Genomic DNA, 26,004 nt, shown 5'->3' with positions numbered 1-26,004 from the left:
AGGTCGGAAATGCGAATTGAAACGCTGGCAGTGAAGACGGGCATGGACCCGGACGGGGCGAGTCGGGCGATCGCGCCCACGATCACGCTCTCGACCACCTTCGAGCGCGGGGAAGACGGGTCGTACCCCGGGGGGTTCGACTACTCCCGCTCCGGGAACCCGAACCGGGCCTCACTGGAGGCGGCGCTGGCCGCTCTGGAAGGTGGGCCCGAAGCCGTCGCCTTCCCCTCGGGGATGGCCGCGACGTTCGCCGTCATCTCTTTGCTCCTTCCGGGAGATCACGTCGTCGCGGCGGACGATGCCTACTACGGAACCGGTGTCCTCCTGCGGGATCATTTCGCCGGGCGCCGAATCGAGACGAGTTTCGTCGACATGACCGACCTCGACGCCGTCCGTGCCGCCATGCGGCCGGACACCCGCCTCGTGTGGATGGAGACGCCGTCGAATCCCCTCATCCGCATCTCCGACATCGAGGCGATCGCCGGCATCGCGCGTGAGGGTGGGGCGATCTCGTGCTGCGACAACACGTGGGCGACACCGCTCCTGCAGCGGCCGCTGGATCTCGGAGTGGATCTCGTCATGCACTCTACGACCAAGTACTTCGGCGGCCACAGCGACGTGACCGGCGGCGCGGTGATCGTGCGCGAGCCGGGCGGGACGCTCGAGGCGCTGCGGGGGATCCAGAGAGATGGCGGCCTCGTGCCGTCGCCCTTCGACGCCTGGCTTACAAGACGGGGACTCGAATCGCTCGCCGCGCGCATGGCCATGCACTGCGCCAACGCCATGGAACTTGCCCGCTTCCTCGACGCCCACCCGCGCGTCGAGCGGGTCCACTATCCGGGTCTGGAGGACGATCCCGGGCACGCACTCGCCGCGCGTCAGATGTCCGGCTTCGGCGGCATGCTGGCTTTCGATGTCGTGGGCGGCCGCGACGAGGCGTTCGCGGTTGCGGCCAACGTGAAGATCATCGCGCGGGCCACGAGTCTCGGGGGGACCCATTCCCTCATCGAGCACCGGGCTTCGGTCGAGGGTCCGACGACTCGGGCGCCGGAGAACCTCCTCAGGATGTCCGTGGGCCTCGAGCACGCGGACGATCTGAAGGAGGATCTGGACCGGGCCCTCACCGCCACCTCCTGAGCCGGTCGCGACTTCCTGGCCCCCGTCGGCGCCCGAGGCCAGGTTCCTCGCAGACGTTCGGGGCGTTCCCGCGGGGAGGGCTCAGCTCTCCAGGGTCCGCACCCACTCGGTGAAAACCTGTTCCCCGGCGGGGCGCAGGCCCGCGCCGTGGCCCGATTCGAGAAGCCCCTCGACGAAGGTCTGTGCGTATCCCCGGCTGAACGAGACGAGGACGGCGTCGTCCCGCCACGTGACGACCTGACACGGCACGTGCAGGATGGGACCCTGCGTGAGGAACGGACGAGGACGCCCCGGCTCGAAGAGGTCGAGGGAGGAGACACTCTCCAGCACTTCGGGCACCGCTTCACCCAGCAGTGCGAGCCAGCAGTGCGAGTCCGTCGTGTCCGTGTAGTGCGGACCGTCCGGCATGGCCGGGGCCGCGGCGGGTCCGACGTGCCAGATGGAGGCTTGGGTTCCGTTCATCCGGTTAATCATCAGCCCGTCGCGGACCGCGACTTCTCCGGGCGTGCGCGGCACGTCGAGGCCGAACGGGCGCACGATCCGGATGTCCCGGTTCTGGACGTCCCAGCGCGCGCGGTGGCTGAGGTCGACGAGGCAGGCTTGGCGCAGGGCGTCGGGGGGCGTGCGGCGGGATTCGTATTTGAGCACCACGTTCCAGCCGGCCCGGCGTTCAGTGCGGGAAGGCACGCCGTCGAAGCGGACCGGAGACCGGCGATGGGCCGCGGGCGCCGCCTGAGATGGCGCCTCGCCGGACCGGCTCGGGCGCCCTTCGGGGGCGATCCGCAGGCGTTGTCCCTTCGGATCGTAGAAGTGGGGAGGCACCACGGTCGCGGTCGAACGCGTGGTCCGCCGGCCGAGCGACTCGAACAGGTCGAGCGAACGGCCCCGCTCCGCCAGCCGGTCCTCAACGAGCGCGAGTCCGTACTGCCAGCCCAGCGTCTCGCTGTGCCGGGTCGTGCAGACGAAGCCGGCGATCCGGTCGCCGTCCACGACGAGCGCCCCGTCCTCGGGCTGGTGGGCGACGTTGCGGGCGGCTTCCGGGTTGGCGGCGCCGGGCGCGGGGTCGTCGATCCGCAGCCCGACGAGTTTCAGCCTCCCCGCCTGCCCCTCGCAGTAGCGAAGCGCTGCGGCCCCCACCTTCCCGGAGGCCGTGTCCTCACGGTCCCAGAGCCATCCCATGCCTATGTCGAGAAGAGTGACGCGCTGTTCGGACTCCGTCCCGATGATCACGTGTCCCTTCTCGGCCCGCAGACAGTTCTGCGCTTCGAGCCCGAACGGCCTGATGCCGAACTCCGTTCCGGCCTCCCACAGCAGGTCCCACACGTACTGCCCGTAGCTCGCGCCTACGTGCAGCTCGTAGGACAACTCACCCACGAATCCTAGACGCAGGCAGCGTGCCGCCACGCCGTCCCCCACCTCGATCTCGCGGGAGCCGAGATACGGGAATGCTTCGTCGGCCAGCTCCGCTTCCGTGATCTTCTCCAGCACCCGCCGGGCGTTCGGCCCTGCCACGTTTATGGAGGCGAGCGCGTCGGTGAGGTTCACGAGGTTGTAGTCCCACCCGTCGTGCCGCGTGTGGAAGCGGAACCACTCGACGGTGGACCCCGCCCGGTTGGTACTCGTCGTGAAGTAGAACTCGTCCTTCCCCCTGCGCACGACCACGCCGTCGTCGATGAGGTTCCCGGTGTCGTTGCACATCGCTGAATAGGTGCAGCGGCCGGGCTTGGCCCGGCTCATGTCGGAGATGTAGATACGCTGGAGCGCGCGCAGCGCGTCGGGTCCCCAGATCCGGAACTTCCCGAGCGGCGAACTGTCGAGGAGGCCGACGTTCTCGCGCACGTTGCGGATCTCCTCCAGACACTGCCGGTCCGCGCTGAAGTAGCGCGCCCGCTGCCAGGGCCCTGCCCGGCGGAAGACGGCGCCCCGGGACGCCTGGTCGTCGTGGAGAGGGGTCCGCTTGTGCACGTCGTGGTTCGGCCCGGCCAGCGTCGCGAGGGACGGGGGGATCACCGGCGGGCGCACGGTGGTGGCGGCGAACTCTCCCACCGGTCGCCCCGCGATCTCCGCCATCGCCATGGGGAGGTTCTGACCTGGCACCCGGTACTGGCCGGGCCCGAGGCCGAAGTTGCCGAACCGCTTGGCGAGCTCGGGCACGTCGAAGCCGAGTGCGGCGCACTGGGCCGCGTTCTTCCAGGTGCCGTCCTCATCGAAGTCGATGAACGCCTTGCGGCCGGGGGCCAGGTCGGCTTCGGAGGCCGGCCCGCGCACGACCGATGAACCCCGCGCCGGTCCGGGGCGCTCGGCCAGATCCCCCCGTTCCCGCGCCAACTGCTCCTCGACGTTCACGCCGCACGCCGCGGCGGCCTGCAGCCCGGCGATGCGGCCGGAGGCCAGACGGGCGTCGAGATCGGTGAGCTGAAGCACACCGCCCGCCGCGAACACGTCCGACGGGAGGCTCTCGAGTTCGAAAGTTCCGGTGTGCTCGCCGTGCCGGAAGCGCGCGCCGGCGCACGAGAGGACGCCGATGTCGGGCTGCCGGCCCGCGCTCGCGACGAGCACTTCGCACGGGACGCGCAGCGAGCTTCCCGCCGACCGATCCCCTCCGAGGGCGGCAAAGTCAACCGCGCGGATCCGGCCCCGTCCCCGCGCGCGGCTCGCGGCCCACCCCGGCCGGAAGTCGATTCCCGCCGCGGACAGGGCCTCCGCCAACGCCGGATCGTGGCCTTCCCGCCGTGCGTCGGCGACGATGCGCACATCCACGCCCAGCGACGCCAGATCGACCGCCGCTTCGAGCCCGAGGTCGTCCCCCACGCTGAACGCGACGGCCTCGCCTGGCCGAACGCCGTACGTGCGGGCCAGCCGGATCGCGGTGTCGGCCTGCATGACGCCCGGACGATCGTTGTGCTCGAACACGAGCGGCCGCTCGATCGACCCCGTCGCCACCACCACCGCGCGCGCCCGGCACTCCCAGTGCGTTTCGTCGAACGATGCCCCCGACCCCCCGTTGGCGCTCCCGCCCGCGCCCCCGTCCCTGCCGCCGCACTGGAAGCCCGTGACGAGGTTCTCGCCCCAGATCCCCGTGACGGGAGCGTGCGAGAAGACGCGCACCGAATCCATGCCCCCGAGTTGCTCGGCGAGGGCGCGCGTCTCGCCGGCGAGCGGGCGGCCCCCGCGCACGCGCCAGTCGAGGTGTCCCCCCAGCCAGGGCCGACGCTCGAACAGGCACACACGGAGTCCCCGGCGCCCGGCTTCGAGTGCCGCGGACATCCCCGCCGGGCCGCCGCCGACCACGGCGACATCGGCGTTCAGATAACGCTCGGCCCGCCCCCCCCAGTCCGGCGCGTCGAGGCTCAGGACACCCAGTCCGGCCAACCCGCGCATTCGTTCCTGGAAGAACCGGGCGGCCCACGCGGGCCGGTGGAAGAGTCGGTAGTAGAAACCCGCCGGCATGAACCGGTCCAGCCGGTCCAGGAACCCGAAAGCGTCGAACCGCGGGTCGCCGCGCACGTTCTGGGCTCCGACCTCCATCCCCTCGCGCAGCGGCGTCGTCCCCGCCGACTGGTTCGGAACGCCGTCGATCGAGACGAGCTGGCTCGACCCTTCTCCCTCCAGGTCGTACAACCCGCGCGGCCGGTGATACTCGAAGCTGCGGCCGAGGGTTCGGACCCCCGCCGCCCACAGCGCCGAGGCCACCGTGTCCCCCTCGAACCCTTCCAGCGCGCGCCCGCACCACCGAAAGCGGAGCGGTCGCAAGCGGTCGATCCGCGCCGTGGGAGAGGGTGGAAGCCGATTCACGTCGAGTCGCCCTCGTGGGGGCCTGCCCCGTCGGGGCCCGCCCCGCCGTCGCTACCCCGGTCGGGACGCTCCTCCCGGTTCGTGGCCGGGTTGCGCCAGGTCGAGAACCAGACGCCGCAGCCCGCCCCGTGGTACCACCATTCCTCGCGCGTCTCCGGACGGTTCATGCGGAACTGAGACCAGCGAAAGTGCGCCTCCGCCCCGCCGTCCAGATCCGTCTCGGCGGGCCGCGGGCCCCGCTCCGGGCCGCCGTAGGTGAACTCGTACACGTCGCGCTTCCCGCACACCGGGCACGTCAGCCGGAACGTCACGACCGGCGTTCCAGGGTCCGTCCCACGGTCGCGTCCACCGTCAGTCCCACTGTCCGTACTTCATCGTGGCGCCCGTCTCGCCCATGTATCGGTTATCGAGGAAGCGGCGGAGCGCGAACGGGCGAAGGATCTCCGGCGCCTCCTCCCGGGCCATGTACTCGGCCATGTACTTGCCCGCCACCGGCCCGGACTTGAAGCCGAAATATCCCCACCCCACATCCAGGTAGAGCCCGTCGTGAAAGAAATTGCCGTCCAGGATGGGCGCCATGTCCGGCGTCATATCGGCCAGCCCCGCCCACACTCTCAGGAAGCGGACCCCCTTCAGACACGGCATGAGGTCCGTGAGCGCCTCCGCCTGATGCTTGAAGTAGCCTGCGGTGACGTCCGTCGTGTAGTTCACCTGCGGGTCCATGTGGGCGCCCGTCGCGATCTCGCCCTTCAGCGTCTGGTTCGCGTAAACGTGATACGCGCCCGAACTCACGACGTGGTGCAGGAACGGCTTGAGCGGCTGCGTCACCATCGCCTGTATCGTGAGCGGGTTCACCGGCAGTTCGATGTCGAGCACGGCGGCAACCGCGGGCCCGTACCCGCCCGCCATGATCCCCAGCTTCCGGCACCCGATGCGCCCCGCGTTCGTCCGCACCCCCGTCACGCGCCCACCCTCCGTGTCGATCCCCTGTACCTCGACGCCCTGGTGGATCGAAGCGCCGTGCAGGCTGGCGCCCCGCGCGAGTCCCCACACAACCGCATCGTGGCGCACGACGCCGCCCGGCGCGTGGTACATGCCTGCCTGGATCGGATGCGCGGGTCGGTCCGATACGTCCAGCGCCGGAACCGCTTCCTTGCACTGCTGCGGGTCGAGAAGTTCCGAGCGCACCCCGCAGAAGTTCGCCGTGTTGATGGAAAGCCGGAACGCGGCCACCGCGGCCTCGCTGTGGGCGAGGTTGAGGTTGCCGCAGTTGTGGAACATGAGGTTGAAGTCGAGTTCGTCCGTGAGGATGGGCCACAGCTTCAGGCCCTCGTCATAGAGCGGGACGTTCTCCTGGGTGCGCTGGTTCGCCCGCACGATCGCGGTGTTCCGCCCGGACCCTCCGAACCCGATGTACTGGCTCTCGAGCACGGCGATGTCCCGCACGCCGTGATCCTTCGCGAGATAGTAGGCTGTGGCGAGCCCATGGATGCCGCCCCCGATGATCACCACGTCGTAGTGGCGGCGGAGCGGCCTCTCCTCCCACAGTCGGCCCGGGCGGAAGACCCCCGCTCCGAACGCGGACTTCAACCTCCCCAGCGGTCCAGGGCTCACGGAATGCGAGGGCGTGCGTGACGTCAGCCGATGACCGAATAGGACGAATCCGGATTCATCGTCCGAAGTCGACTGAAGAACCCGAGGTTACAGTCCCGCCTCGTATACTTCATATGGAACTGAACCGGATCCGCGTCGTGATCGCGCCCGTCCTCAACCGCCTCTATCAGCTCCGCCACGAGCTGCCCGGCGACAGGCGCGTTCTTGAACTGGTTCCCGGAGGTCCCCACCGCCATATAGAAGCCCGGCAGGTCGGACTTGTCATAGATCGGAATCCAGTCGTCCGACACATCGTAGAGATCGACGAGTCCCTGCCGCGCCTCCGGCACGGGGAGCCCCTTCACCCGCTGCGCCTCGCGCAGGGCCTGCGTCCTCCACTGATAACTGAAGGTGTTGTCATAGTCGTCCGGATCCTCCACCCACTCGAGATTGTCGCAGGGCGGATCTTCCGACCCGATGAGGATGTGGTTGCCGACCTCGGGTCTGGAATAACACCCGATATCGCTGTCGGAAATCAGCATGCCGACCACGTTATAGTCGACGCCCTCCGGGGCGGGGACGTGACAGACTTCCTGCTTCAGTGCACGCGTCCTGATGTTCATCCCTTCCTCGACGCCCGCCATGCGGTTGATGACGAAGGAGTGGGGGCCACCCACGTTGACCACCACGGGCGCGCGTACCTCGGATCCATCCTTGAGGCGTACGCCGGCCGCCCTCCCGTCTTCCCGGAGGATCTCCGTGACCTCGGTGTTGAAGCGGAACTCGCCGCCGTGCGCCTCGCAGCCGAGTTGCACGTTGTGGCAGCACAACTGGGGATCGTTGATGTAGCCGGATTCCGGGATGTAGAGGGCCCCCGCCACGTCTCCACCCGTGGGCCGCCCGAAGCCTGGCTCCTCCTCCGTCACCGGCGGTCCGAACTGCCGTGTGTCGAGGAGGGAGAGCTTCTCGCGCATCCCCTCCGCGTCCAGATCCTCGTACGTCACGTGAAGTTCGTCGAGACTCTCCTTCACCTTCTCCAGGTAGTGGTTCTTCCCGGTCTTGGTGACGAGACAGCCGGTGTTCACGTAGCGGGCCAGCCCGGAGGGGTCGGGCACGCCGACGTACTTCCCCCAGTCGAGCCAGTAGAAGTAGGACTCCCGCGCCATGGCCACGCCGTCGGGCGTTGAATAGTGGAGACGGATGATCGCGCAGGTGTTCGAGGTCGAGCCGTACCCGGCCGCGGGGAGCTTGTCGACGTTGAGCGTTCGGAAGCCCCGCTTGGCCAGCTCAAACCCGGTGCAGACGCCGATGACCCCGGCCCCGATGACGATCGCGTCGTAGTCTCTGGACATCGCTCTGCTCAGCCGCCGATCCGCTCATACACCGCGTGCGAGACGCGCTCGTTCCCGTCCGCGTCTGTGCTGCGGTACTCGTTGTCGATCCGGTTCCCATCCGCGGACAGCACGTTGATGATGACCTGCGTGACCCGACCGTCGCGGCGGCTCGTGATCCGGTTCGTGAACTCGTCGACGACTTCGACCGCCGTCTCGACTCCCTCGCGGCCTGTAACGGGTTGGAACTCCCCGTCGAACATCGTGTCGTAACTCCACTTCGACTCGCCGCCGCGGGCGTTCGTGGACTCGACGGTGATCTTCATCCCGCCGTCCCCCCAGGGTTCGTACGTCATGACATTGAGGGACGGCGCCGGCGCGTCGGAGCGCAGCTTCCACACCCCGTAGCGGGGATTGGCACGCTGGGCGGCCGCGGCCGGCGGGGCGCCCGGATTGAACAGGAAGTAGTCGTAGATCGCGCGCGAGATCTGGGCGATCGCCCCCTCCCGCGCCGGGACGGGACGCTCGGAGTCCTTGACGAACACGACCGTGATCACGTGCCCGGCCCCATCCGGCAGATAGATGTAGCCGACATCGTTCGTTGTCCCCCCGATCGTCCCCGTCTTGTGGCCGACCGGCGTCCCCGGAGGTAGCACGCCCTTGATGCGGCCGGTGCCGGTTTGCACGCGCAGCATGATGTCCTTGAAGACCTCCGTGTTCTTCGAGCCCAGCGCCTTCCCGGCCCAGGTCATGGCCAGCAGGTGCGCCATGGCGCGGGGCGTCGACGTGTCCCGCGCGTCGGTCGAGAACGCCTCCCGGGCGGCGTCTCGCTCCGAGGCCGAGACTCCCTCCGCGCGGTCACGGAACTGCGACAGCGAGATGCGACCGTCCTCCGGGGTCTCCACGCCGGAGTAGTCCCCGATCAGGACCGAGGTCGGACGGTTCACGCTCAGGCCCTCCACCCGGAGCTCCGCCATGCGGGCGTTCACCGCGTCGGGTCCGCCGGCGGCGGTGAGGGTGAGGTCCGTCGCGCTGTTGTCGGAGATGAGGAGCATCAGCTCGAGCAGGTTCCGGAGCGAAAGCGCCACGCCGGGGTCGTCGAAGAGGTTCGAGATCGTCCCGCTGCCGGGATGGATGTCGCCGGGCTCGAGTTCGACCATGTCCGCGAGCGAGATCTCGCCCCGATCGACCCAGGACAGGAGCTGGACCGCGATCGGCACCTTGTAGGTCGAGGCCATCGGAAAGCGCTCGTCCTCGTTGAACCACACGGCGCGGCCCGTCTCGATGTGGACCGCGCCCACGCCCACCGTGCCCCCACTGCTCGGGGCCAGGCGTTCGATTTCCGCGAGGAGGCGGCCGAGGCCCGGGTCGCCCGCCGGCGTGGCGGACTGGGCCGCGAGGGGAAGGGCGGGCAACAGCGCGACGGCGAGCGTCGCGGCGGCCAGCCTCGTAAACGAAGGTCGTGTCCGGGGGCGCATGGATCGTGCTCCTTGTTCATCTCGCCTGAGTCCTGCTCCGTGCCGGTACGGTAGCCATTGCGCAACGCCCGGACGAGACCACCATGGCGGGTCGCCCCGAGAGCCCGATCCGTGACATACTCCGCAGTCCACGAGGGGGGAGGAAGTCCATGCCGGGCGACCGGAAAGAGACGGCGGCGAGACGTTCCCGCGGGAACGCGGCGCGCGCTGGTGGGAGCGCGGAGGTCACGGTGGGAGGTGGCCCGCTGTCGCCCGAGGAACGTCGGGCCGCGGAGGCGGTGGATCCGGACCGACTCTTCGCGCTGCTGGCCGACGTCGTCGCTATCGAGAGCGTCGCCAACCGCGAGACGCCGGCCCAGGAGCGGATGGCAGGGGAGATGCGGGCCATCGGCCTCGAGACGGATGTGTGGGAGATCGATTTCGAGCGGTTGCGCCGGCACCCCGCCTACACCGCCGACGTAGATCGCCAGGAGGGTTTGGGAGTCGTCGGAACCATGGGACGCGGCGAGGGCCGCAGGCTGATCCTCAATGGCCACATCGATGTCGTCCCCGCGGGCGAGGTGGAGCGCTGGACGTACCCGCCCTTCGAGCTCACGCAGCGTGGTGGGCGCTTGTTCGGGCGCGGGGTCGTGGACATGAAGGGGCAGCTGTGCAGCGCGGTGGCGGCGGCTCGGGCGCTGCGCGACGCCGGGATCGAACTGGACGGCACTCTCCAGATCCAGAGTGTGATCGGCGAGGAGGACGGCGGCTCGGGCATGCTGGCCACGATCGAGCGGGGGCACACCGGCGACGGCGCCATCGTCGTCGAACCGACGCAGTTCGTCATCGCGCCCGCGCAAGCCGGCGCGCTCAGCTTCCGGCTCACCGTCCCCGGGCTTGCCGCGCACGGAGCGTTGCGCGAGGAGGGCGTGGACCCGATCGAGAAGTTCATCCCCATCTTCCAGCGCCTCCGCGGCCTCGAGGCGGAGCGGAACGACGATGTGGCCGACCCGCTGTTCCACGGGGAAGAGTTGCCGTACGCCCTGACCATGGGACGGCTCCGCGCGGGAATCTGGCCATCCACCGTGGCCGAGAACCTGCTTGTGGAGGGCCGCTACGGCGTCGCGCCTGGAGAAGACCTCGCCAGTGCGCGCCGTGCGCTGGAGGACGCCGTGGCCGAGGCGGCCTCTCGTGACGACTGGCTGGGCGACAACCCGCCGACCGTAGAGTGGGTCGGGGCTCAGTTCGCCGCCGCCCGCACGGATGAGAGCGACCCCGTGGTCGGCACTCTGGCCGGCGTTGTGCGGGCACTCGGGGGTGCGGAGCCTCGCGTCGGGGGCGTGCGCTACGGCGCCGACATGCGGCTCCTCGTCAACCAGGGCCAGGTGCCCACGGTGCTCTTCGGCCCCGGCGATGTACGCAAGTCACACCGCCCCGACGAGAGCATCCGCGCGCAGGACCTCGTGGAAGCCGCCCGCATCCTCGCCGTCACCGCGATCCGCTTCTGCGGCCGCTTCAGGTGACGAGGAGGGTGCCGACCCTGGCGATCTGCTCGAAGTGTCCGTCGCTCGTCAGCACGGTGGACCCTGTGTGAGCCGCGCAGGCCGCGATCCAGGCGTCGTTCGTCGAAATCGGGGTCCCCGCCCGCTTCAGGTCGGCCACAATCTCGGCGTAACAGCGAGCTACTGCGTCATCGACCGGCACGACCTCGACGGGTGCCGCCGCGAGGAAGTCCGACAACTCGGTCTCGTTTCGCGTCCTCCGGGCGCCACCGAGGAAACCGAACCGGAGTTCCCCCAGCGTAACGGCCGGTACGCCCACCCAGATGGCCCGGTCCAGGATGTTCGCGATGCGCGCGCTCCCCCTCCGCAGGCGACTGTACGCCGACGTGTCCAGGCAGTAGCGGCTCATTCCCACATTTCCGGATCGATCTTGCCGAAGTCGCGGGTTGCGGCCTCGAACTCACGGAACTCGGCGTCGGTCCAGCCCCCCGCGAAGCGTCCCAATCCGTTCGATCGAGGCGTTCCGACACCGAGACTCTGCTTGAGAAGGTCCAGCACGGTCTGGTTGAGGGATATCCCGCGCCGCCGTTTCTCCTCGTTCAGGGCACGCCCCAACTCCGCCGGCACGCCTCGCACCGTCAACGTCTTCACCGGCATCCTCCATGAGAATGTCATGATACGCTTTCATATGCAGTCATATTATGCATGCACCACAGCGGTAATCAAGAAGTGGGACTACGCCTTCCGGCGGGGTCACGTCTCGCTAAGGTTGAGGCTACGTACCCCTATCAACGGCTGGTCAATTCGAGTTCCCCCGAGGACAGGTGCTGCCATGTCTGCTCGAACGTCGGTTGCAATCAGGTTGGCCCTCGCGTTCACGGCGGCTCGCCTCCCCCTGCAGGCACAGGCATTCGCGGTCGAGGAGGCGACGATCGCGCAGGTCCACGCGGCCTTCCAGTCGGGCCACCTCACCTGCGAGGGGCTGGTGGAGAGCTACCTTGCGCGCATCGACGCATACGACAAACAGGGGCCGAATCTCAATTCGATCGCGGTCGTCAACCCGCGAGCCCTCGACGACGCCCGAAGTCTGGACGCCGCCTTCGCGTCCGACGGCCTCACCGGACCGCTGCACTGCATCCCGGTGCTGCTCAAGGACCAGGTCGAGACGAGCGACATGCCGACGACCTACGGGTCGGCGCTCTTCGAGGGATACATGTCCGAGCGGGACGGCACGATCGTCACCCGGATGAAGGAGGCGGGCGCCCTGATCCACGCGAAGACGAACATGGGCGAGTTTGCCTCGCGCTACGTCGGATCGGGGTTCGGGATCATCCGCAACGCCTACGACCCGCGGCGTAACCCGAGCGGTTCCTCCGGCGGCACTGGGTCCGGCGTGGCCGCGAATCTGGGCCTGATCGGTATCGGCGAGGACACGGGCGGCTCGATCCGCGGCCCCGCGGCCGTGGTCTCACTCGTCGGTCTCCGCCCCACGCTCCCGCTCGTGAGCCGGTTCGGGATGATGCCCGCCAACCCCACCACCGACACCATGGGCCCGATGACCCGCACCGTGATGGACGCGGCCATCCTCCTCGACGTCATCGCCGGCTACGACCCCAACGATCCGGCGACCGCGTACTCGGTCGGACAGATCCCCGACTCCTACGCGGACGGACTCGACGCGGGGGCGCTGGCGGGCGCCCGGATCGGCGTCATCCGCGAGCCGATGGACCGTTCCGTGGACACGACGTCGGAGGGTTTCCGACAGGTGCGTGCCCGGATGGAGGCGGCGATCGGCGATCTCCGCGACCTGGGGGCCGAGGTATTCGACGTCGCCATCCCCGGGATCGAACAGGTGAGCGCCGTCTTCGGCGCCAATTCCTACGAGACCGAGGAGGTGACGGACGCCTATCTTGCCGAACTCCGCGACCCGCCGTACCGCACGCTCGCGTCGATCCTCCTCTCGGGCCGCGTCAATCCGTGGCGGGCCGCCGGCATGGCCGATCTCCTCGGGAAGACGACCCGCGACCCCGGCTACCTGGAGTACCTCCTGGCGCGCGACCGGGTGAGGGAGGACGTCATCGCGACGATGGCGGAGCACGACCTCGACGCCTTCGTCTACGCCACCTTCGACCACCCGCCGGCTTTGATCGCCGAGGACGTGGAGACGAACCCCGCCCCGAACGACCGCTACGCGCTGGGGGACAACCGCTCGCTGAGCCCGCTCACGGGCTTTCCGGCGCTCACGGTCCCCGCCGGGTTCACGGAGGACGGTCTCCCCGTGGGTCTCGAGTTCCTCGGACGCCCCTTCACGGAGGCGATGCTCCTCGGCTTCGGCTACGCCTACGAGCAGGCGACGCACCACCGCCGCCCGCCCCCCACGGCGCCGCCCCTCGGTCGTTGATGTGAAGTTGATGCATCATTACATTGTGCATGTGTCTCTATATTGCACAATGAGGGGTCATGTCCCGGATTCACTTCGTCGTCAAGGAAAGCGCCAAGATCCGCTACCAAGCGGAGGCGGAGCGCGAGGGGAAGTCCCTCGGTCAGTGGCTGCGCGAGGCCGCCGACGAGAAGCTGCAGGCCGCGCGTCCGCGCCTGTTCACCGTAGAGCAACTCGAGGCGTTCGCCGCCGAGTGCGACGCGATGCATCCGCCCGGCGCCCGGGAGCCGAGCTGGGAGGAGACCAAGCGCATGCTCGTCGAGACCCGGTTTCCGGATCCGGGCGCATGATCTTCGTCGACGACCTGGGGGAGAACCTGGTCCAAACTTAGAACCGGCTACAGGCGTGAGGCCGGGGGAAGGAATGATCGTGTCCCGCATCCACTTCGTCGTCAGGGAGGCGGAAAAAGTGCGCTACCAGGCGCAGGCCAGCCGAGAGGGTAAGTCCCTCGGGCAGTGGTTGCGCGAAGCCGCCGATGAGAGGCTGGCCGCCACGCGTCCGCGTAAGTTCACGCTGGAGGAACTTCGCGAGTTCAACGCCGCGTGCGATGCGCGGCGGTCCGACGCTCCGGAACCCGACTGGCCCGACGTGAAGCAAGTGATCTCGGAGTCCAGACTCTCCGGGATCGAGACGACGTGATCTTCGTCGACGCGAACGTCTTCATTTACCACGTCGGTCGGCAGCATCCGCTACGTCGGGAGGCGCGCGAGTTCATCGCTCGGTCATTGGTGCGCGATGACCATCTCGTCACTTCCGCGGAAGTGCTCCAGGAACTGCTCAACTTCTACTTGAAGGGCCACCGGTTGTCCGCCCTCGATGACGCTTTCATGCTTGCGGAAGCCTGCATTGACGAAGTATGGGCCGTGGAAGAGGCGGACATCCTGACCGCTCGGAACCTCGCGAACAAGCATCCCGGGCTCGATGCGCGCGATCTCGTTCATCTTGCCTGCTGTATCCGGCGGGAGCCCAACGACCTCATGACCTTCGACCGGGCGCTGGCCGCTGCCTGGCGTTCCCGGTCGCCCCGCAGGAACTGACGCGAGGCTTGGCACGCCGCCCCCCGCCGCCGGCCTTCCGTTACGCCCTGTCTGGTCGGGGTCTTCGGAGATAGCGTATTCGGCGAAGTCTCCCACAAACCCGAGGCCGAAGTACGAAGGAGAGCAGCGAGATGAGGGATTCATCGAGGCGGCACCTGCCGCGCGCACGGTCGTTGGTCATTTGGGGCGTCTTCATGGGGGTTCCCGGGATCTTTCCTCCGTTGATGGTGGAAGTTCGGGCCCAGGAGGTCGATCAGGCGCTGGTGGCGGAGGTCGTCGCCGGCCTCCCCCTGCGGGAAATCGGGCCGGCGGTCATGGGCGGGCGGATCGCCGACATCGCCGTGCACCCGCACCGGAGCAGCACCTGGTACATCGCGGTCGGCTCCGGCGGCGTATGGAAGACGACGAACGCCGGCGTAACGTGGGATCCCATCTTCGAGGATCAGTCCGTGTACTCGATCGGCGACGTCTCGATCGACCCCAACAACCCGGACGTGATCTGGGTGGGGACGGGAGAGAACGTCAGCGGGCGTCACGTCGGCTGGGGGGACGGCGTCTACCGCAGCCGCAACGGCGGCGAGACGTGGGAGAACGTCGGCCTCCCGACCTCGCAGCACATCGGCAAGATTCTCATCGACCCGCGCGACAGTGACGTCATCCTGGTGGCGGCCGAGGGGTCGCTCTGGGCCGCGGGCGGCGAGCGCGGCGTCTACAAGTCCACCGATGGCGGCGATTCCTGGCGTCTGGTACTCGGGATCGACGAGAACACCGGCGTTACGGACATCGAGTTCGCCCCCGGCAATCCGGACATGGTGTACGCCGCGTCCTACGAACGCCGGAGGAAGATCTGGGGACACCTCGCGGGCGGTCCCAACTCGGGCATCTACAAATCGACGGACGGGGGCGAGAGCTGGCGCCGGATCACCGCGGGACTCCCGACGGGTGACGTGGGGAAGATCGGACTTGCCGTCACCCCCGCGAACCCCGAGGTCGTGTACGCCACCATGGAGGCGTACGGCGATGAGCGCGGTTTCTACCGTTCGCTCGACAAGGGGGAAAGCTGGGAGAGGCGGAACTCCTACATCTCCGGCGGCACCGGTCCCCACTACTACCAGGAGATCGAGGCCTCCCCGCACGACGCGGATGTCGTGTACCAGATGGACGTGTTCATCCAGGTTACGCGCGACGCCGGCGCGACCTTCGGCAACCTCGAGACAGCGCGCGACAAACACAGCGACAACCACGCCCTCTGGGTCGACCCGGAGGACGCGCAGCACCTGCTCGTGGGAACGGACGCGGGGCTGTACGAGAGCTTCGATGACGGCCGGACCTTCCGCCACTTCCCGAACCTGCCCATCTCGCAGTTCTACAAGCTCGCGCTCGACAACGCGGAGCCGTTCTACAACGTGCTCGGCGGGGCGCAGGATCTCGGCACCCTGTGGGGCCCCGCCCGCACCACCAACGTCGAGGGCGTGCGGAACCGGGACTGGTACGCGCCCATGGGGGCGGACGGGTACGCGGTCCAGATCGACCCGAGGGATCCCGACATCCTCTACCTGCAGACGCAGCAGGGGAACCTCTACCGCTACGACCGGGAGAGCGAAGAAGCGCTCGACATTCAGGCGCAGCCCGCGCCCGGCGACCCGCCCGAGCGCTGGAACTGGGACGCGCCGGTTCTCATCAGCCCGCACGACGCCGACCGCATCTATCACGGCTCGCAGCGCGTGTCGCGCTCCGACGACCGGGGCAACTCCTGGACGGCGATCAGCGGTGATCTCACGACGAACGTGAACCGCTACGAACTGGAGTTCATGGGTCGCGTGTGGAGTGTCGACGACCTCATCGACAACGGCGCCATGTCCAAGTACGCGACGCTGACGGGGATCTCCGAGTCGCCGGTGGCCGAGGGCGTGATCTACACGGGGAGCGACGACGGACTCATCCACGTGACGGAGGACGGTGGCGCGAGCTGGCGGCTCGCCGCGGCCCTTCCCGGTGTACCGGAACGGGCGTTCATCAACGACATCGAAGCCTCGCAGCACGTCGCGACGACCGTGTTCGCCGTGGCGGACAACCATAAGGAGGGCGACTTCCGGCCGCTGCTGTTCCGGAGTGACGACGCGGGGCTCTCATGGCAGTCGATGGCCGGGGATCTGCCCGACGGGACGATCCTGTGGGCGATCGAGCAGGACCACCTGAATCCGAACCTTCTCTTCCTCGGGGCGGAGTTCGGGATGTACGTGAGCGTGAACGGGGGCGGGAACTGGCACATGCTCCCCGGGCCCACCATCCCGCACCGGGATCTGGAGGTCCAGCGGCGCGACAGTGACGTGGTCGGAGCGACCTTCGGCCGCGGCTTCTACGTGCTCGACGACTACACGCCGCTGCGCGAGCTGGCCGGCGGCGAGAACACGGCCATGGCCGCGGCGGACGGCGGAGCGCTGTTCCCGGTACGCGACGCATGGTGGTACATCCCGTCGGTCCCCATGCAGGCGCGCGGCAAGCCGACGCTGGGGTCGGACGATTACACGGCGCCGAACCCTGATTTCGGGGCCACGCTCACGTACTACCTGCCCGAGACATCGACGACCGCGGCAGAAGCGCGCCGCGCGGCCGAGCGGATGGTGCGGGACCAGGGCGGTAACGTGGCGTTCCCCGGCTACGACGCGCTGCACGAGGAAGCGACCGAGAGCGGCCCGAGGGCGCTGATCGCGATCGCCGACTCCGATGGTGGCACCGTGCGCTGGCTCGCCGGCCCCGCCAGGCAGGGCCTGCACCGCGTGAGCTGGGACCTGCGCGCCCCGGCGCCCGACCCGATCGACCTCACCGTACCCGGCTTCAGGCCCCCTTGGGCGGGGTCGCCTCAAGGCCCCCTCGTCACTCCCGGCGAATACTCCGCGCAACTCGTCGTCGTCACGGCCGAAGGCGCGCGGGAGGTCGGCCTGGCGCAGACCTTCGATGTGGTGGCGGTGCCCACGGCCGAAGCCGGCACGGACTTCGAGGCCGTCGTCGCCTTCCAGAACGAGGCGTCGGAACTGCGCCGCCGCATCGCCTCGGCGGGCGAGGAGGTGGGCCGCGCCCGGGACCGGCTGCGTCACATGCGGGCCGCGCTCCTCGAGGCGCCGAACGCCTCGCTCGAACTCTTCGGCGAACTGGATGCGCTCGGCGCCAGCATCCAGGATTTCTCGATCCGTCTCTTCGGGGACCCGGCCCGGCAGCGTCTGAATGAATCCACCGTACCCTCGATCTCCAACCGCGTGGGGCGGGTGATCGGCGGCCACTGGGACACGCGGCAGACGCCGACCGACACGCATCGCCGCAACCTGGAGATCGCCGAAACGGACTTCGGCGCGTGGCGGTCGGAGTTCGCGAACTTCATGGACGGCGCCTTCGCCGGCGCCGAGAGCGCGCTCGAAGCGGCCGGGGCCCCGTGGACCCCCGGCCGTCGCCTCCCCGGCGGCTAGCCGAGTGCTGCCGGGGTCTCGCCGTCGGTCGTCAGTGGCCGATGGCGAGGCCGTCCTTCCTCGGATCCGACGCGCCGGCCCAGCCGCGCTCCAGCTTCATCACCATCTGACCGCCGCCGAACGACGCACCTTCCCAGTCCACGAGTTCGTGGCCGAGCGCGCTCATGTCGGTTTCGAGTCCGCCGGTCAGCCTCTCGATGGCGACCCGTAGCCCGCCCATGTGGCGGAAGCGGGCCGCGTCGATCGCCTGCTGCGGGTCCATCCCGAACTCGACCATGTTGAGCACGACCTGCGTGTGCCCCTGCGGCTGCATCGACCCGCCCATGACGCCGAACGCCATCAGCGGCTCGCCGTCCCGGGTCACGAACCCCGGGATGAGCGTGTGGAAGGGCCGCTTGCCCGGCGCGACCTGATTCGGGTGCCCGTCCTCGAGCGTGAAGCCGGCGCCGCGGTTCTGCAGCACGAAGCCCGTCCCCGGCACGACCACGCCCGAACCGAACGCGCCGTAGATGGAGTGGATGAAGGAGACCATGTTCCCGTACTGGTCCGCGACGGAGAGGTAGATCGTCTCGGTGGCGGTCGCGAACTCGCCGGGCTCGATCCGCTCGGCGGCCACGGCCGGGTTGATGAGCGCCCGGCGCGACGCGAGGTAATCGGGCTCGAGGAGTTGCTTCGGGTCGATCTCCATGTGATCGGCGTCCGCGACGTGCCGGGCCAGGTCCGCGAAGGCGACCTTCTTGGCCTCGATGAGGTGGTGCAGGTATTCGGGCGAGTTGTGCCCCATGCTCGCGAGGTCGAACGGCTCGAGCATCCCGAACATCTGGAGGGCGGCGACTCCCTGGCCCGCCGGCGGCAGCTCCCAGATCGTCCAGCCCTTGTAGTCCATCGACAACGGCTCGATCCAGCGCACCTCCATCGCCGCCATGTCGGCCGGGGTCAGGTATCCGCCGAGCTCCGCCAGTCCCTCGGCCACGCGCGTGCCCAGCGCACCGCCGTACATGGCGGCCGGGCCTTCCGCCGCGATCGTGCGGAGCGAGCGAGCGAAGTCGGGGTTCCGGAACCACTCGCCCGCTTCGGGCGCCCGTTCGCCGTCGATGAGGTACGTCGCCGCGGCACCCGGATCTGCCTGCAGCTTGCGCAGCTGCCCCCGCCACTGGCCCGCAATGATCGGTGTGACCGGGAAGCCCTCCTCGGCCAGCGCGATGGCCGGCGCCACGAGTTCGGCGAGCGGACGGCTGCCGTACTTCTCGTTGAGGGCGCCCCAGCCCGCGATCGCGCCCGGCACGGTCACCGCCCCCGGTCCCGAGCCCGGCACGCGGTCGAATCCGTCGGCCCGGATCCGCTCCGGCGTCATGTTCATGCCGGCCCGGCCCGTCGCGTCCAGGCCCATGAGCCGGCCCTCCTCCTCGGACCAGAAGAGCGCCCACAGGTCACCGCCCAGCCCGGTCATGTGCGGCTCGACGAGCGAGAGCACGGCGGAAGCCGCGATCGCCGCATCGAAGGCGTTGCCGCCGTCGCGCAACACGCCGAGCGCGACGCTCGACGCCATGGGCTGGCTCGTGGCGACCATCCCGTTCGGAGCGTAGACGGTCGACCGCCCCGCCATGGACCCCGGAGCATTCATCGCGGCCTCCTGACTTGACGAGTCCCTAAGGCTCTCCGCGTCCGCGGTGCCGCAGGCGGTGGCGGTCACGGGGAGTACGGCGAGGACGAGAGTCGCGGCAACGTCGCGCATGCACATCATTCGGCTGATCCCGCAAGGGTTGACTGTGGCCCCGAACCCGGGCCCGGTGTCGTATCGCACACTACGGCCTCCAAGCGGCCATGGCATCCCAGCGCGGGTTGCGCGTGACGTTGACCGGCTCCGATCCGTCCGCCCGCATCGCGTAGACTTCGGAGTTCCCGTCCCGTTTTGTCGAGAACAGGATGTACTCGCCGTCCGGCGACCAGCGCGGCAGTTCGTCCACTCCGGCGCGGCCCGAGAGGTTCGTCTGAGCGCTCCCGTCCGCCCGCATCACGTAGATCTCCGCGTCGCCGATGTCGCGGTACGAGGTGAAGGCGATCCGCGATCCATCGGGCGACCAGGAGGGCGAACGCGCCCCGCCCTCGACGGGAAGCCGCGCGAGCCCCGTCCCATCGGCCCCCATCGTCCACAGCGAGAACCGCCGGCCCCCGTCGCGGTCAGAGGCGAAGACGATCCGGGTGCCGTCCGGGGACCAGTCCGGATCCACGTCGAACGACGATGGACTCCGCGTGAGGTTGACCGGATTCGACCCATCCACGTCGATCACCCAGACATCCGGATCCCCCGTCCGCTCGGAGACGAAGACCACGCGCTTCCCGTCCGGGGACAGGCGCCCGCTGCGGTCGTAGGCCGTGTCGCGGGTCACCGGCCTCCAGTTCGAGCCGTCCGCGTCCATCAGGAAGATGTCGGGGTTTCCGTCGAGCCAGCTCGTGAACACGATCCCCGACCCGTCCGGCGTCCAGCTGGGCTCGAGGTTCGTCTCTCCCTCCACCGTCAGCGGCCTCTGCCCCGTGCCGTCGGCGCTTGCCACCCAGATGCGCATGTATCGCTCGCGGATCGACGTGAAGACGATCTCACCCGCGGCGGGAGGCTCGGGACCCGTGGCGTCACCGCACCCGAGCGCCGCCAGCGCGACGAGTGCCGCGCGAGGCAGCCGGCCGGGCACCTTCCAGGCGTCCATCACGTTCGTCCGTCCTCCGGGGCTCGGGAAGTTCGCGGGGCCCGACCCCGCGTTGCGCCTCGCCGGGACGCGGACGAGCTTGCGCCACGTCCGCCCGGATCCGACGAGGAGTTGAAGATGAGACAGCCCGCCCGCCCGCACCAAGTCCTCCTGCCCGCTCTGTTCCTTTCCCTTGTCCCGTTCCTTGCCACCGGCTGCGGAGAGTCGCCGGACGACGGGACGGCCGCCGCCGCGGCAATGCAGCGAGAAGAGGGCTGATCCGCCGGATGGAGACGCCCCGCCCGCGCCGTCGCCGCCCCCGGACCGCGAACGCCGGCCCCCGGACCACGGTCCTCGCGCTGCGGCAGGTAGTGGCCGCGCTGTGGATCGGGGCTGCCGCGTGCGGCGAATCGGGCGAAGCCGGCGGGGCCGACGCTCCCTACCGCATCGGCGCCACGATCGAGGTAGGGGAAGCCCCGCACGGCATCCGGTTCAGTCCCGACGGTGACACCGCCTGGGTGGCGCTGAGCGGCGAAGGCCGGATCGCGGTCGTGGACCTCTCCGAGTCCGCTGTGGTGGCGCGCTGGGAGGCCGGGGACACGCCGCTCGACCTAGTCCGTGTCGAGGGCGGCTGGCTCGTGAGCCAGTTCCGCGATTCGACGCTCATCCGGCTCGACGACGAGGGCCGGATCGTCTCCGGCGCCATGTGGGGCGTCGGGGCGGGCCCATCGCTGTTCACGCCCGGGACGGTACGCGGAGAGACCTGGATCACGACCGAGTTCTCCGACCGGCTGTGGACGGTGGACACGCGCGAGGGGGCGCCGCGGACGTTCCATGCCACGGGCGATCGCCCCTATCCCGCGGATGTGATGTGGGACGGGTCCCATGCCTTCGTGCCGAACCTCGATGCGAGCACAGTCTCCGTCATCGACCTCCTGAACGGGGAACTGGACGCCACCGTCGAGGGGTGTCCCGGCCCGCCCGGGGGCGCGCTCACCCCCGATCAGGTCACCTACGTCGTCGCCTGCGGCGGATCGGACGAGGTGGCCTTCATCAATACGGCGTCGTTCGCGATCACGGGCCGCGTCTCGGAGGGCCTCGGCCCCCGGCCGTTTTCGGTCGTCGTCCCCGGCGATGGTCGCAACGCGCTCGTCAACAACGCGGGCGGCAACACCGTTTCCGTCGTCGACCTCGAGTCCCGCGCCGTCGTGCAGCGGCTGGAGGTCGGGGAGCAGCCCATCGTCCTCCGCGCGCACCCGGACGGCGAGCGCGTGTTCGTGGCCAACGAAGTTTCCGGCACGCTGGTCGAGCTGGTGCCGGCCGCCCTGTCGCCCGCGACCCCGGCCGAGTCGCCGGCTTCCCGCGAGGGAGCCGGGGCGCTGAACGAGGTCGTCGTGCTCGGCATGATCCACTCGGGCCACGAGACCAGCGAGATGTTCAGTCTGGAGGTCGTGAGAGACCTGGTGCGGGAGATCGATCCGGACTACTGGCTGACGGAGATCCCGCCCAACCGCTGGGACCGGGCGCGGGCCGAGTTCGAAGCCACCGGGACGGTCGAGGAGCCCCGGGTCCGCCGCTTCCCGGAGTACATGGAGGGCCTCTTCCCCCTCTCCCGCGAACTCGACTTCGAGGTCATCCCCACCGCGGGGTGGACCGAGCCGATGTCGGACTTCAGGGCCGCCTATCTCGACGCCTACTCGCGGGACCCGGCCCGGGCCGAAGCATGGGCGGATTACCGGGCGGCCGCGGAGGCTTCAGCCGAGGCGCTCGCCGCGGGCGCGGCGGACGACCCGCGCTGGATCCACACCGATGCCTACGACGAAGCCTACGACATCCGCATGCGGACATACGCCCGCCTGTTCGACGCGCAACTGGGCCCCGGTGGCTGGGAGGCGATCAACGCCTCGCACTGGGCGTACATCGCGGACGGGCTGGACCGTCACCGGGGGGAAGGCGTCCGTTTCCTCCTCACCTATGGAGCGGGACACAAGGGACCGTTCCTCCGCGAACTCCGGCAGCGCGACGACATCGTGCTCCTCGACGTGGGACCTCTCCTCGATCGGGTGGCCGCAGCTGCCCCAACGCGGCAGCGCGCCCCGCTTCGTCCCTCGACCGACCCGGTCTTCGATTCGTCGGAGCACAGGGATCTTTCCGAGCGGCTGCTGTCCGTCAGAGCTGGCTTCTTCACGCCGGACGGCGGTCTCGTGGTGGTGGACCGCACCGAGATCTACATCATCGACATGGCGTCCGGGGAGCATCGAGAGGTGGGACGCGAGGGAGGGGGGCCGGAGGAATTTGGCCACATAGAGCGGGCGGTTCGCACGTCGGAGGGTGTCACCGTTAGCGACTACCTCAGGCGTCGTATCGTGTCGATTGGCCACGATGGCGATTTTGGCCACTCACACAGCTACTCGGATGTTCCGCTCAACAGCTCACAACCGCGGCTGGTAGCCCGTCATCCAGACGGCAGCACGGTCTTCCGCGACAGAGACGGCGACGCGCTCGTGCGGAACTCCACAGGTCGATACTGGCGGCAAGCTCGGTACGTGGCGGTGGATGCCGACGGCGAACTTCGGGTGGTCGCGGAGACACAAGGCAACGAGTGGTACTCCGACACGAGACTCGACCGTCCCGTGTTGTTTGGGCACCGGACATTGGAGGCGGCGACCGCAGACCGTCTCGTCGTCGCCGAAACTGACCAGGGATCCATCTCGGTACTCGACTGGAGCGGCGTGCCGGTCGCCGGTATTCCGATGCCGGCCGGCGTTAGGCTGTCCGCAGACCTAGTGCGCATGGGGCGAGAGTCCGAGGCGTCGCAGCGGCGGCAGCAAAAGGGGTGGTACGTGGAAGCCGCGTTGGACGGCAGGTTCCCGTTCCCCCCGTCGGCCGTAGAGGAGCAATTCCTCTCCTTTATGCCGGACTGGCCGGCAAACGAAGTGGCGCCCCCGATCGATGCGATGCTGACGGACTTCGATTCGCGACTCTGGGTGAGAGATTATCGGCTTCCCGGCCAGGATCGCGTAACGTGGCGAGTGTGGGACATCGACCGGGAGCGGCTGCTGTTCACGGTGAGCATGGATGGTGAGGACACCGTTGCTCGACGCGCGAGGCGACGTCGTGCTGCTGCGCCGATTGGATGCATTCGACGCTCACCAGGTTGTGGTTACTGCGCTTCGCCCCGAGCAGGCCCAAGGGGGGACTTAGTCCCCGAGCAGGTCGAGGATCGCGGACTTCGAGATCAGTTCCGAGAAGACGTGCGGGTCCCCGCCCGGCCGGTAGAGCACGTAGAAGGGGATGCCGTAGCGGCCGAAGTCGGCCAGGTAGCGGCCGATCGAATCGTCGCGCCGCGTCCAGTCGGCCCGCATGGCGATCACGCCGTGCTGCTCGAACGCGCCTGCCACCTCCTCGGTCTCCAGAAAGAGCGTTTCGTTGACCTTGCAGGTGAAGCACCAGTCTGCCGTGACGTCGACGAACACGTAGGTGCCCGCGGCCGCGAGTTCCTCGGCCCTGTCGCGGTCGAAGGGCTGCCAGGCGATCAGGCGGTCTTCCGGCGCGACGCCGATCGTGGAGGGACCCGATTCGGACCGCCCCCCGGCCACCGTGGAGACGGCCAGGAACGTCAGGGCCGCCGCCGCGACACCGGCGATACGGCGTCCCGGCCGCCCGCGCTGCGACCGGCTCGCGAGCCAGATCGCGAGGGCCACGGCGAGCAGCCCGATCTCGAAGAAGGCCACGCGCGGCGCCGACACGAGGCCCGACATCACGAACAGAAGCCACACGAGCGTCGCCGCGAGCAGGAAGCCCATCACCACGCGGAAGGTCGCCATCCACGCCCCCGGCTTCGGGAGCACGCGGCCGGCAGCGGGGAAGGCCGCCAGGAGGAAGTACGGGGAGGCCATGCCCGTCCCGATCGCGCCGAACATGGCGGCCGTCGTGCCCGAGTCCTGCGTGAGCGCGAAGCCGAGCGCCGTCCCCAGGAAGGGAGCGGAGCACGGTGTCGCCATCAGCGTGGCGAAGAAGCCGGTCACCATGTGGCCCGCGAGTCCCTCGGACGGACCCGCGGAGCCCACCTTCGCCAGCGTCCCCGGCAGGTGGATCTCGAACAGCCCCCACATGTTAAGCGTGAATAGCAGAATGACCACCGCGAGGGCGCCCACGAAAAGCGGTTCCTGAAACTGGATGCCCCAGCCCACGGCGACGCCGGCCGCGCGCGCCCCGATCGCCGCCCCCGCCAGCAGCAGGAAGGAGAGGATGATGCCGGCCGCCGTAGCGAGGCTCCCCGTCGTGAGTGCCCGCCTGCCCCCCTCGGCGCTCTTCATCAGCCCGAACACCTTGAGCGACAGCACGGGCAGTACACACGGCATCGCGTTCAGGATCAGCCCGCCCAGAAAACCCAGGAGCACGAACCACAGAAAGCCCCGTCCGGCGCCCCCGGCCTGCACTCCCCCGCTGCCCGTCGCAGTCCCCGCCGAGGCGAAGAACTCCGGGTTCGCGGCTTCGCCTCCCGCGGCTACGGTCAGCCCCACCGTGGTCGGCGTCGTCACCGGTGCGAGACACATTTTGTCGTCGCAAGCCTGGTAGGTGACGTTCGTTCGAAGGGGGTACGTGCCGGCCGCCGCTCCCGCCGCCGTCGGTAGTGCGGTCCGGATGAAGATCTCGCCCTCGTACACGGAGATAGCGGTGGGCGCGAAGTCGAACCGCTTCATCTCGCCCGGGGGATAACGGGGCGTCTCCGGCGCCGGCCAGTCGGGCGGCACCTCGACCTCGATCTCCGTCGCGATCAGATAGTCGTAGGTCGGCTCAAAGCTGTTCGTGTGCCAGCCGTCCTCGATGGTGAGGCGCACGGCGAGTTGGGCGGGCTCGCCGGCGAGGTAGGCGGTGCGGTCGAGCGCAACGGCGATGTCCCCCTTCTCAAGGTCCAGCGCCCCCTGTTGAGGAAGCTGCGCCATCCCGCGGACCGGGAGGAGGGATGCCGCGAGCGCGACCACCAGCGCCGCGCGCGCCAGCCACTTTCCGGCTCCGTACTTCCTGCCTCTCGAACCGACCATCATGCGTAGCAATCCCTTCAACTCGAACCTCGGACAGCCCGGCGAGAAATTAGCCGTCCGTCCTCTGCGTCAAAACACCCCGCCCTCTCCCGGCGATTGACGCCCGCAAAGGCGGCGGACCACTCTCAAGGTACGAGGCACGTCCACACGGCCAGCGCGTGGCCGAGAGCTTCTATCTCGGGATCGGTTCGCAGGCGATCGTCCAGAACGTGTTCGGCGGTCTGGAGGTCCTCCTCGGCCTGTTCGTGGTGGCGGGCCTGTGGAGGAAGCGGGCCTACCCGGTGACGTTCGTGGTTCTGCTCATCACCGCGCTCGCCGTGTGGAAGTCGATTCTCGATCCGTGGGGCTGGGTCCTCGAAGGATCGCAGGTCCTCTTCTATCCCTCGATCATCATCTTCGCCGGCGCCATGGTCCTCTGGGGCACGATGGATGAGGATGAGATGACGGTCGACGCCCTAATGGGCTGACGTCGGGCGGCTGCGGCTGACTGCGCCGGCCGGCTCTGGCCCCGGCCGA

20 protein-coding genes are annotated in these 26,004 nt (G+C 69.1%); 8 read left to right on the top strand and 12 right to left on the bottom strand.

What is annotated here, in order from left to right:
• Window positions 1–9 precede the first annotated feature (9 nt).
• Complete coding sequence (locus ACOOGH_RS12975) at window positions 10–1,137, top strand: trans-sulfuration enzyme family protein (RefSeq protein WP_420449310.1); 1,128 nt, start codon at window positions 10–12, stop codon at window positions 1,135–1,137.
• An 81-nt stretch (window positions 1,138–1,218) separates the two neighbouring features.
• On the opposite strand, the gene ACOOGH_RS12970 is transcribed toward ACOOGH_RS12975, so the two are convergent.
• The 5 genes from ACOOGH_RS12970 to bla are packed head-to-tail and all read right to left on the bottom strand — an operon-like array spanning window position 1,219 to window position 9,334.
• The gene (locus ACOOGH_RS12970) at window positions 1,219–4,932 is read right to left on the bottom strand and encodes an FAD-dependent oxidoreductase (RefSeq protein ID WP_420449309.1); all 3,714 of its coding nucleotides are present in this window, start codon (window positions 4,930–4,932) and stop codon (window positions 1,219–1,221) included.
• A complete protein-coding gene (locus ACOOGH_RS12965; protein WP_420449308.1) occupies window positions 4,929–5,243 on the bottom strand; it encodes a sarcosine oxidase subunit delta in 315 nt (104 codons plus the stop codon). The genes ACOOGH_RS12970 and ACOOGH_RS12965 overlap by 4 nt, the downstream gene beginning before the upstream one ends.
• 40 nt (window positions 5,244–5,283) lie before the next feature.
• Complete coding sequence (locus ACOOGH_RS12960) at window positions 5,284–6,522, bottom strand: FAD-dependent oxidoreductase (RefSeq protein WP_420449307.1); 1,239 nt, start codon at window positions 6,520–6,522, stop codon at window positions 5,284–5,286.
• Window positions 6,523–6,569: 47 nt separating this feature from the next.
• Window positions 6,570–7,877 carry an NAD(P)/FAD-dependent oxidoreductase gene (locus tag ACOOGH_RS12955; protein WP_420449306.1) on the bottom strand — a complete coding sequence of 436 codons (1,308 nt, stop codon included), beginning with the start codon at window positions 7,875–7,877 and terminating at the stop codon, window positions 6,570–6,572.
• An 8-nt stretch (window positions 7,878–7,885) separates the two neighbouring features.
• On the bottom strand, window positions 7,886–9,334 hold the full coding sequence (gene bla / locus ACOOGH_RS12950; RefSeq protein ID WP_420449305.1) for a class A beta-lactamase: 1,449 nt from the start codon (window positions 9,332–9,334) through the stop codon (window positions 7,886–7,888).
• 149 nt (window positions 9,335–9,483) lie between these two features.
• Between bla and ACOOGH_RS12945 the strand changes: the two genes are divergently transcribed.
• Window positions 9,484–10,836: an ArgE/DapE family deacylase gene (locus tag ACOOGH_RS12945; RefSeq protein WP_420449304.1), complete on the top strand. Its 1,353-nt coding sequence runs from the start codon at window positions 9,484–9,486 to the stop codon at window positions 10,834–10,836.
• Here the strand turns inward: ACOOGH_RS12945 and ACOOGH_RS12940 are convergent.
• Window positions 10,829–11,224 (bottom strand): type II toxin-antitoxin system VapC family toxin, encoded by a 396-nt coding sequence (locus ACOOGH_RS12940; protein ID WP_420449303.1) that lies wholly within the window; start codon window positions 11,222–11,224, stop codon window positions 10,829–10,831. The genes ACOOGH_RS12945 and ACOOGH_RS12940 overlap by 8 nt on opposite strands.
• Window positions 11,221–11,466 carry a hypothetical protein gene (locus tag ACOOGH_RS12935; protein WP_420449302.1) on the bottom strand — a complete coding sequence of 82 codons (246 nt, stop codon included), beginning with the start codon at window positions 11,464–11,466 and terminating at the stop codon, window positions 11,221–11,223. Before ACOOGH_RS12935 ends, ACOOGH_RS12940 begins: the two co-directional genes overlap by 4 nt.
• A gap of 181 nt (window positions 11,467–11,647) precedes the next feature.
• Between ACOOGH_RS12935 and ACOOGH_RS12930 the strand changes: the two genes are divergently transcribed.
• The 5 genes from ACOOGH_RS12930 to ACOOGH_RS12910 all read left to right on the top strand — a co-directional run bounded on the left by ACOOGH_RS12930 (window position 11,648) and on the right by ACOOGH_RS12910 (window position 17,756).
• Entirely contained in the window at window positions 11,648–13,216 is a 1,569-nt protein-coding gene (locus ACOOGH_RS12930) for an amidase (protein WP_420449301.1), read from the top strand.
• A 59-nt stretch (window positions 13,217–13,275) separates the two neighbouring features.
• A complete protein-coding gene (locus ACOOGH_RS12925; RefSeq protein ID WP_420449300.1) occupies window positions 13,276–13,545 on the top strand; it encodes a hypothetical protein in 270 nt (89 codons plus the stop codon).
• A gap of 73 nt (window positions 13,546–13,618) precedes the next feature.
• Entirely contained in the window at window positions 13,619–13,894 is a 276-nt protein-coding gene (locus ACOOGH_RS12920; protein WP_420449299.1) for a hypothetical protein, read from the top strand.
• Window positions 13,891–14,292 (top strand): type II toxin-antitoxin system VapC family toxin, encoded by a 402-nt coding sequence (locus tag ACOOGH_RS12915; RefSeq protein WP_420449298.1) that lies wholly within the window; start codon window positions 13,891–13,893, stop codon window positions 14,290–14,292. Before ACOOGH_RS12920 ends, ACOOGH_RS12915 begins: the two co-directional genes overlap by 4 nt.
• 131 nt (window positions 14,293–14,423) lie before the next feature.
• Window positions 14,424–17,756, top strand: coding sequence for a WD40/YVTN/BNR-like repeat-containing protein (locus ACOOGH_RS12910; RefSeq protein WP_420449297.1), 3,333 nt, complete (start codon window positions 14,424–14,426; stop codon window positions 17,754–17,756).
• Between the two features lie 31 nt (window positions 17,757–17,787).
• Here the strand turns inward: ACOOGH_RS12910 and ggt are convergent, their stop codons facing one another.
• From ggt to ACOOGH_RS12885, 5 genes are all read right to left on the bottom strand, one after another.
• The gene (gene ggt, locus ACOOGH_RS12905; RefSeq protein WP_420449296.1) at window positions 17,788–19,491 is read right to left on the bottom strand and encodes a gamma-glutamyltransferase; all 1,704 of its coding nucleotides are present in this window, start codon (window positions 19,489–19,491) and stop codon (window positions 17,788–17,790) included.
• A 70-nt stretch (window positions 19,492–19,561) separates the two neighbouring features.
• Window positions 19,562–20,602 (bottom strand): hypothetical protein, encoded by a 1,041-nt coding sequence (locus ACOOGH_RS12900; protein ID WP_420449295.1) that lies wholly within the window; start codon window positions 20,600–20,602, stop codon window positions 19,562–19,564.
• Window positions 20,603–21,051: 449 nt separating this feature from the next.
• Window positions 21,052–21,852, bottom strand: a complete 801-nt coding sequence (locus ACOOGH_RS12895; protein WP_420449294.1) for a hypothetical protein — start codon at window positions 21,850–21,852, stop codon at window positions 21,052–21,054.
• A gap of 342 nt (window positions 21,853–22,194) precedes the next feature.
• A complete protein-coding gene (locus tag ACOOGH_RS12890) occupies window positions 22,195–22,839 on the bottom strand; it encodes a hypothetical protein (RefSeq protein ID WP_420449293.1) in 645 nt (214 codons plus the stop codon).
• 801 nt (window positions 22,840–23,640) lie between these two features.
• Window positions 23,641–25,491 (bottom strand): thioredoxin family protein, encoded by a 1,851-nt coding sequence (locus tag ACOOGH_RS12885; RefSeq protein ID WP_420449292.1) that lies wholly within the window; start codon window positions 25,489–25,491, stop codon window positions 23,641–23,643.
• 155 nt (window positions 25,492–25,646) lie between these two features.
• On the opposite strand from ACOOGH_RS12885, the gene ACOOGH_RS12880 reads away from it, so the two are divergent.
• Window positions 25,647–25,955 (top strand): hypothetical protein, encoded by a 309-nt coding sequence (locus tag ACOOGH_RS12880; RefSeq protein WP_420449291.1) that lies wholly within the window; start codon window positions 25,647–25,649, stop codon window positions 25,953–25,955.
• The last annotated feature ends 49 nt before the right edge of the window (window positions 25,956–26,004 follow it).

It is taken from the genome of Candidatus Palauibacter sp., assembly GCF_965213655.1.
GTDB lineage: Bacteria > Gemmatimonadota > Gemmatimonadetes > Palauibacterales > Palauibacteraceae > Palauibacter.
The sequence above is the reverse complement of the archived record's forward strand: the minus strand, read 5'-3'. Positions and strand labels throughout refer to the sequence as shown.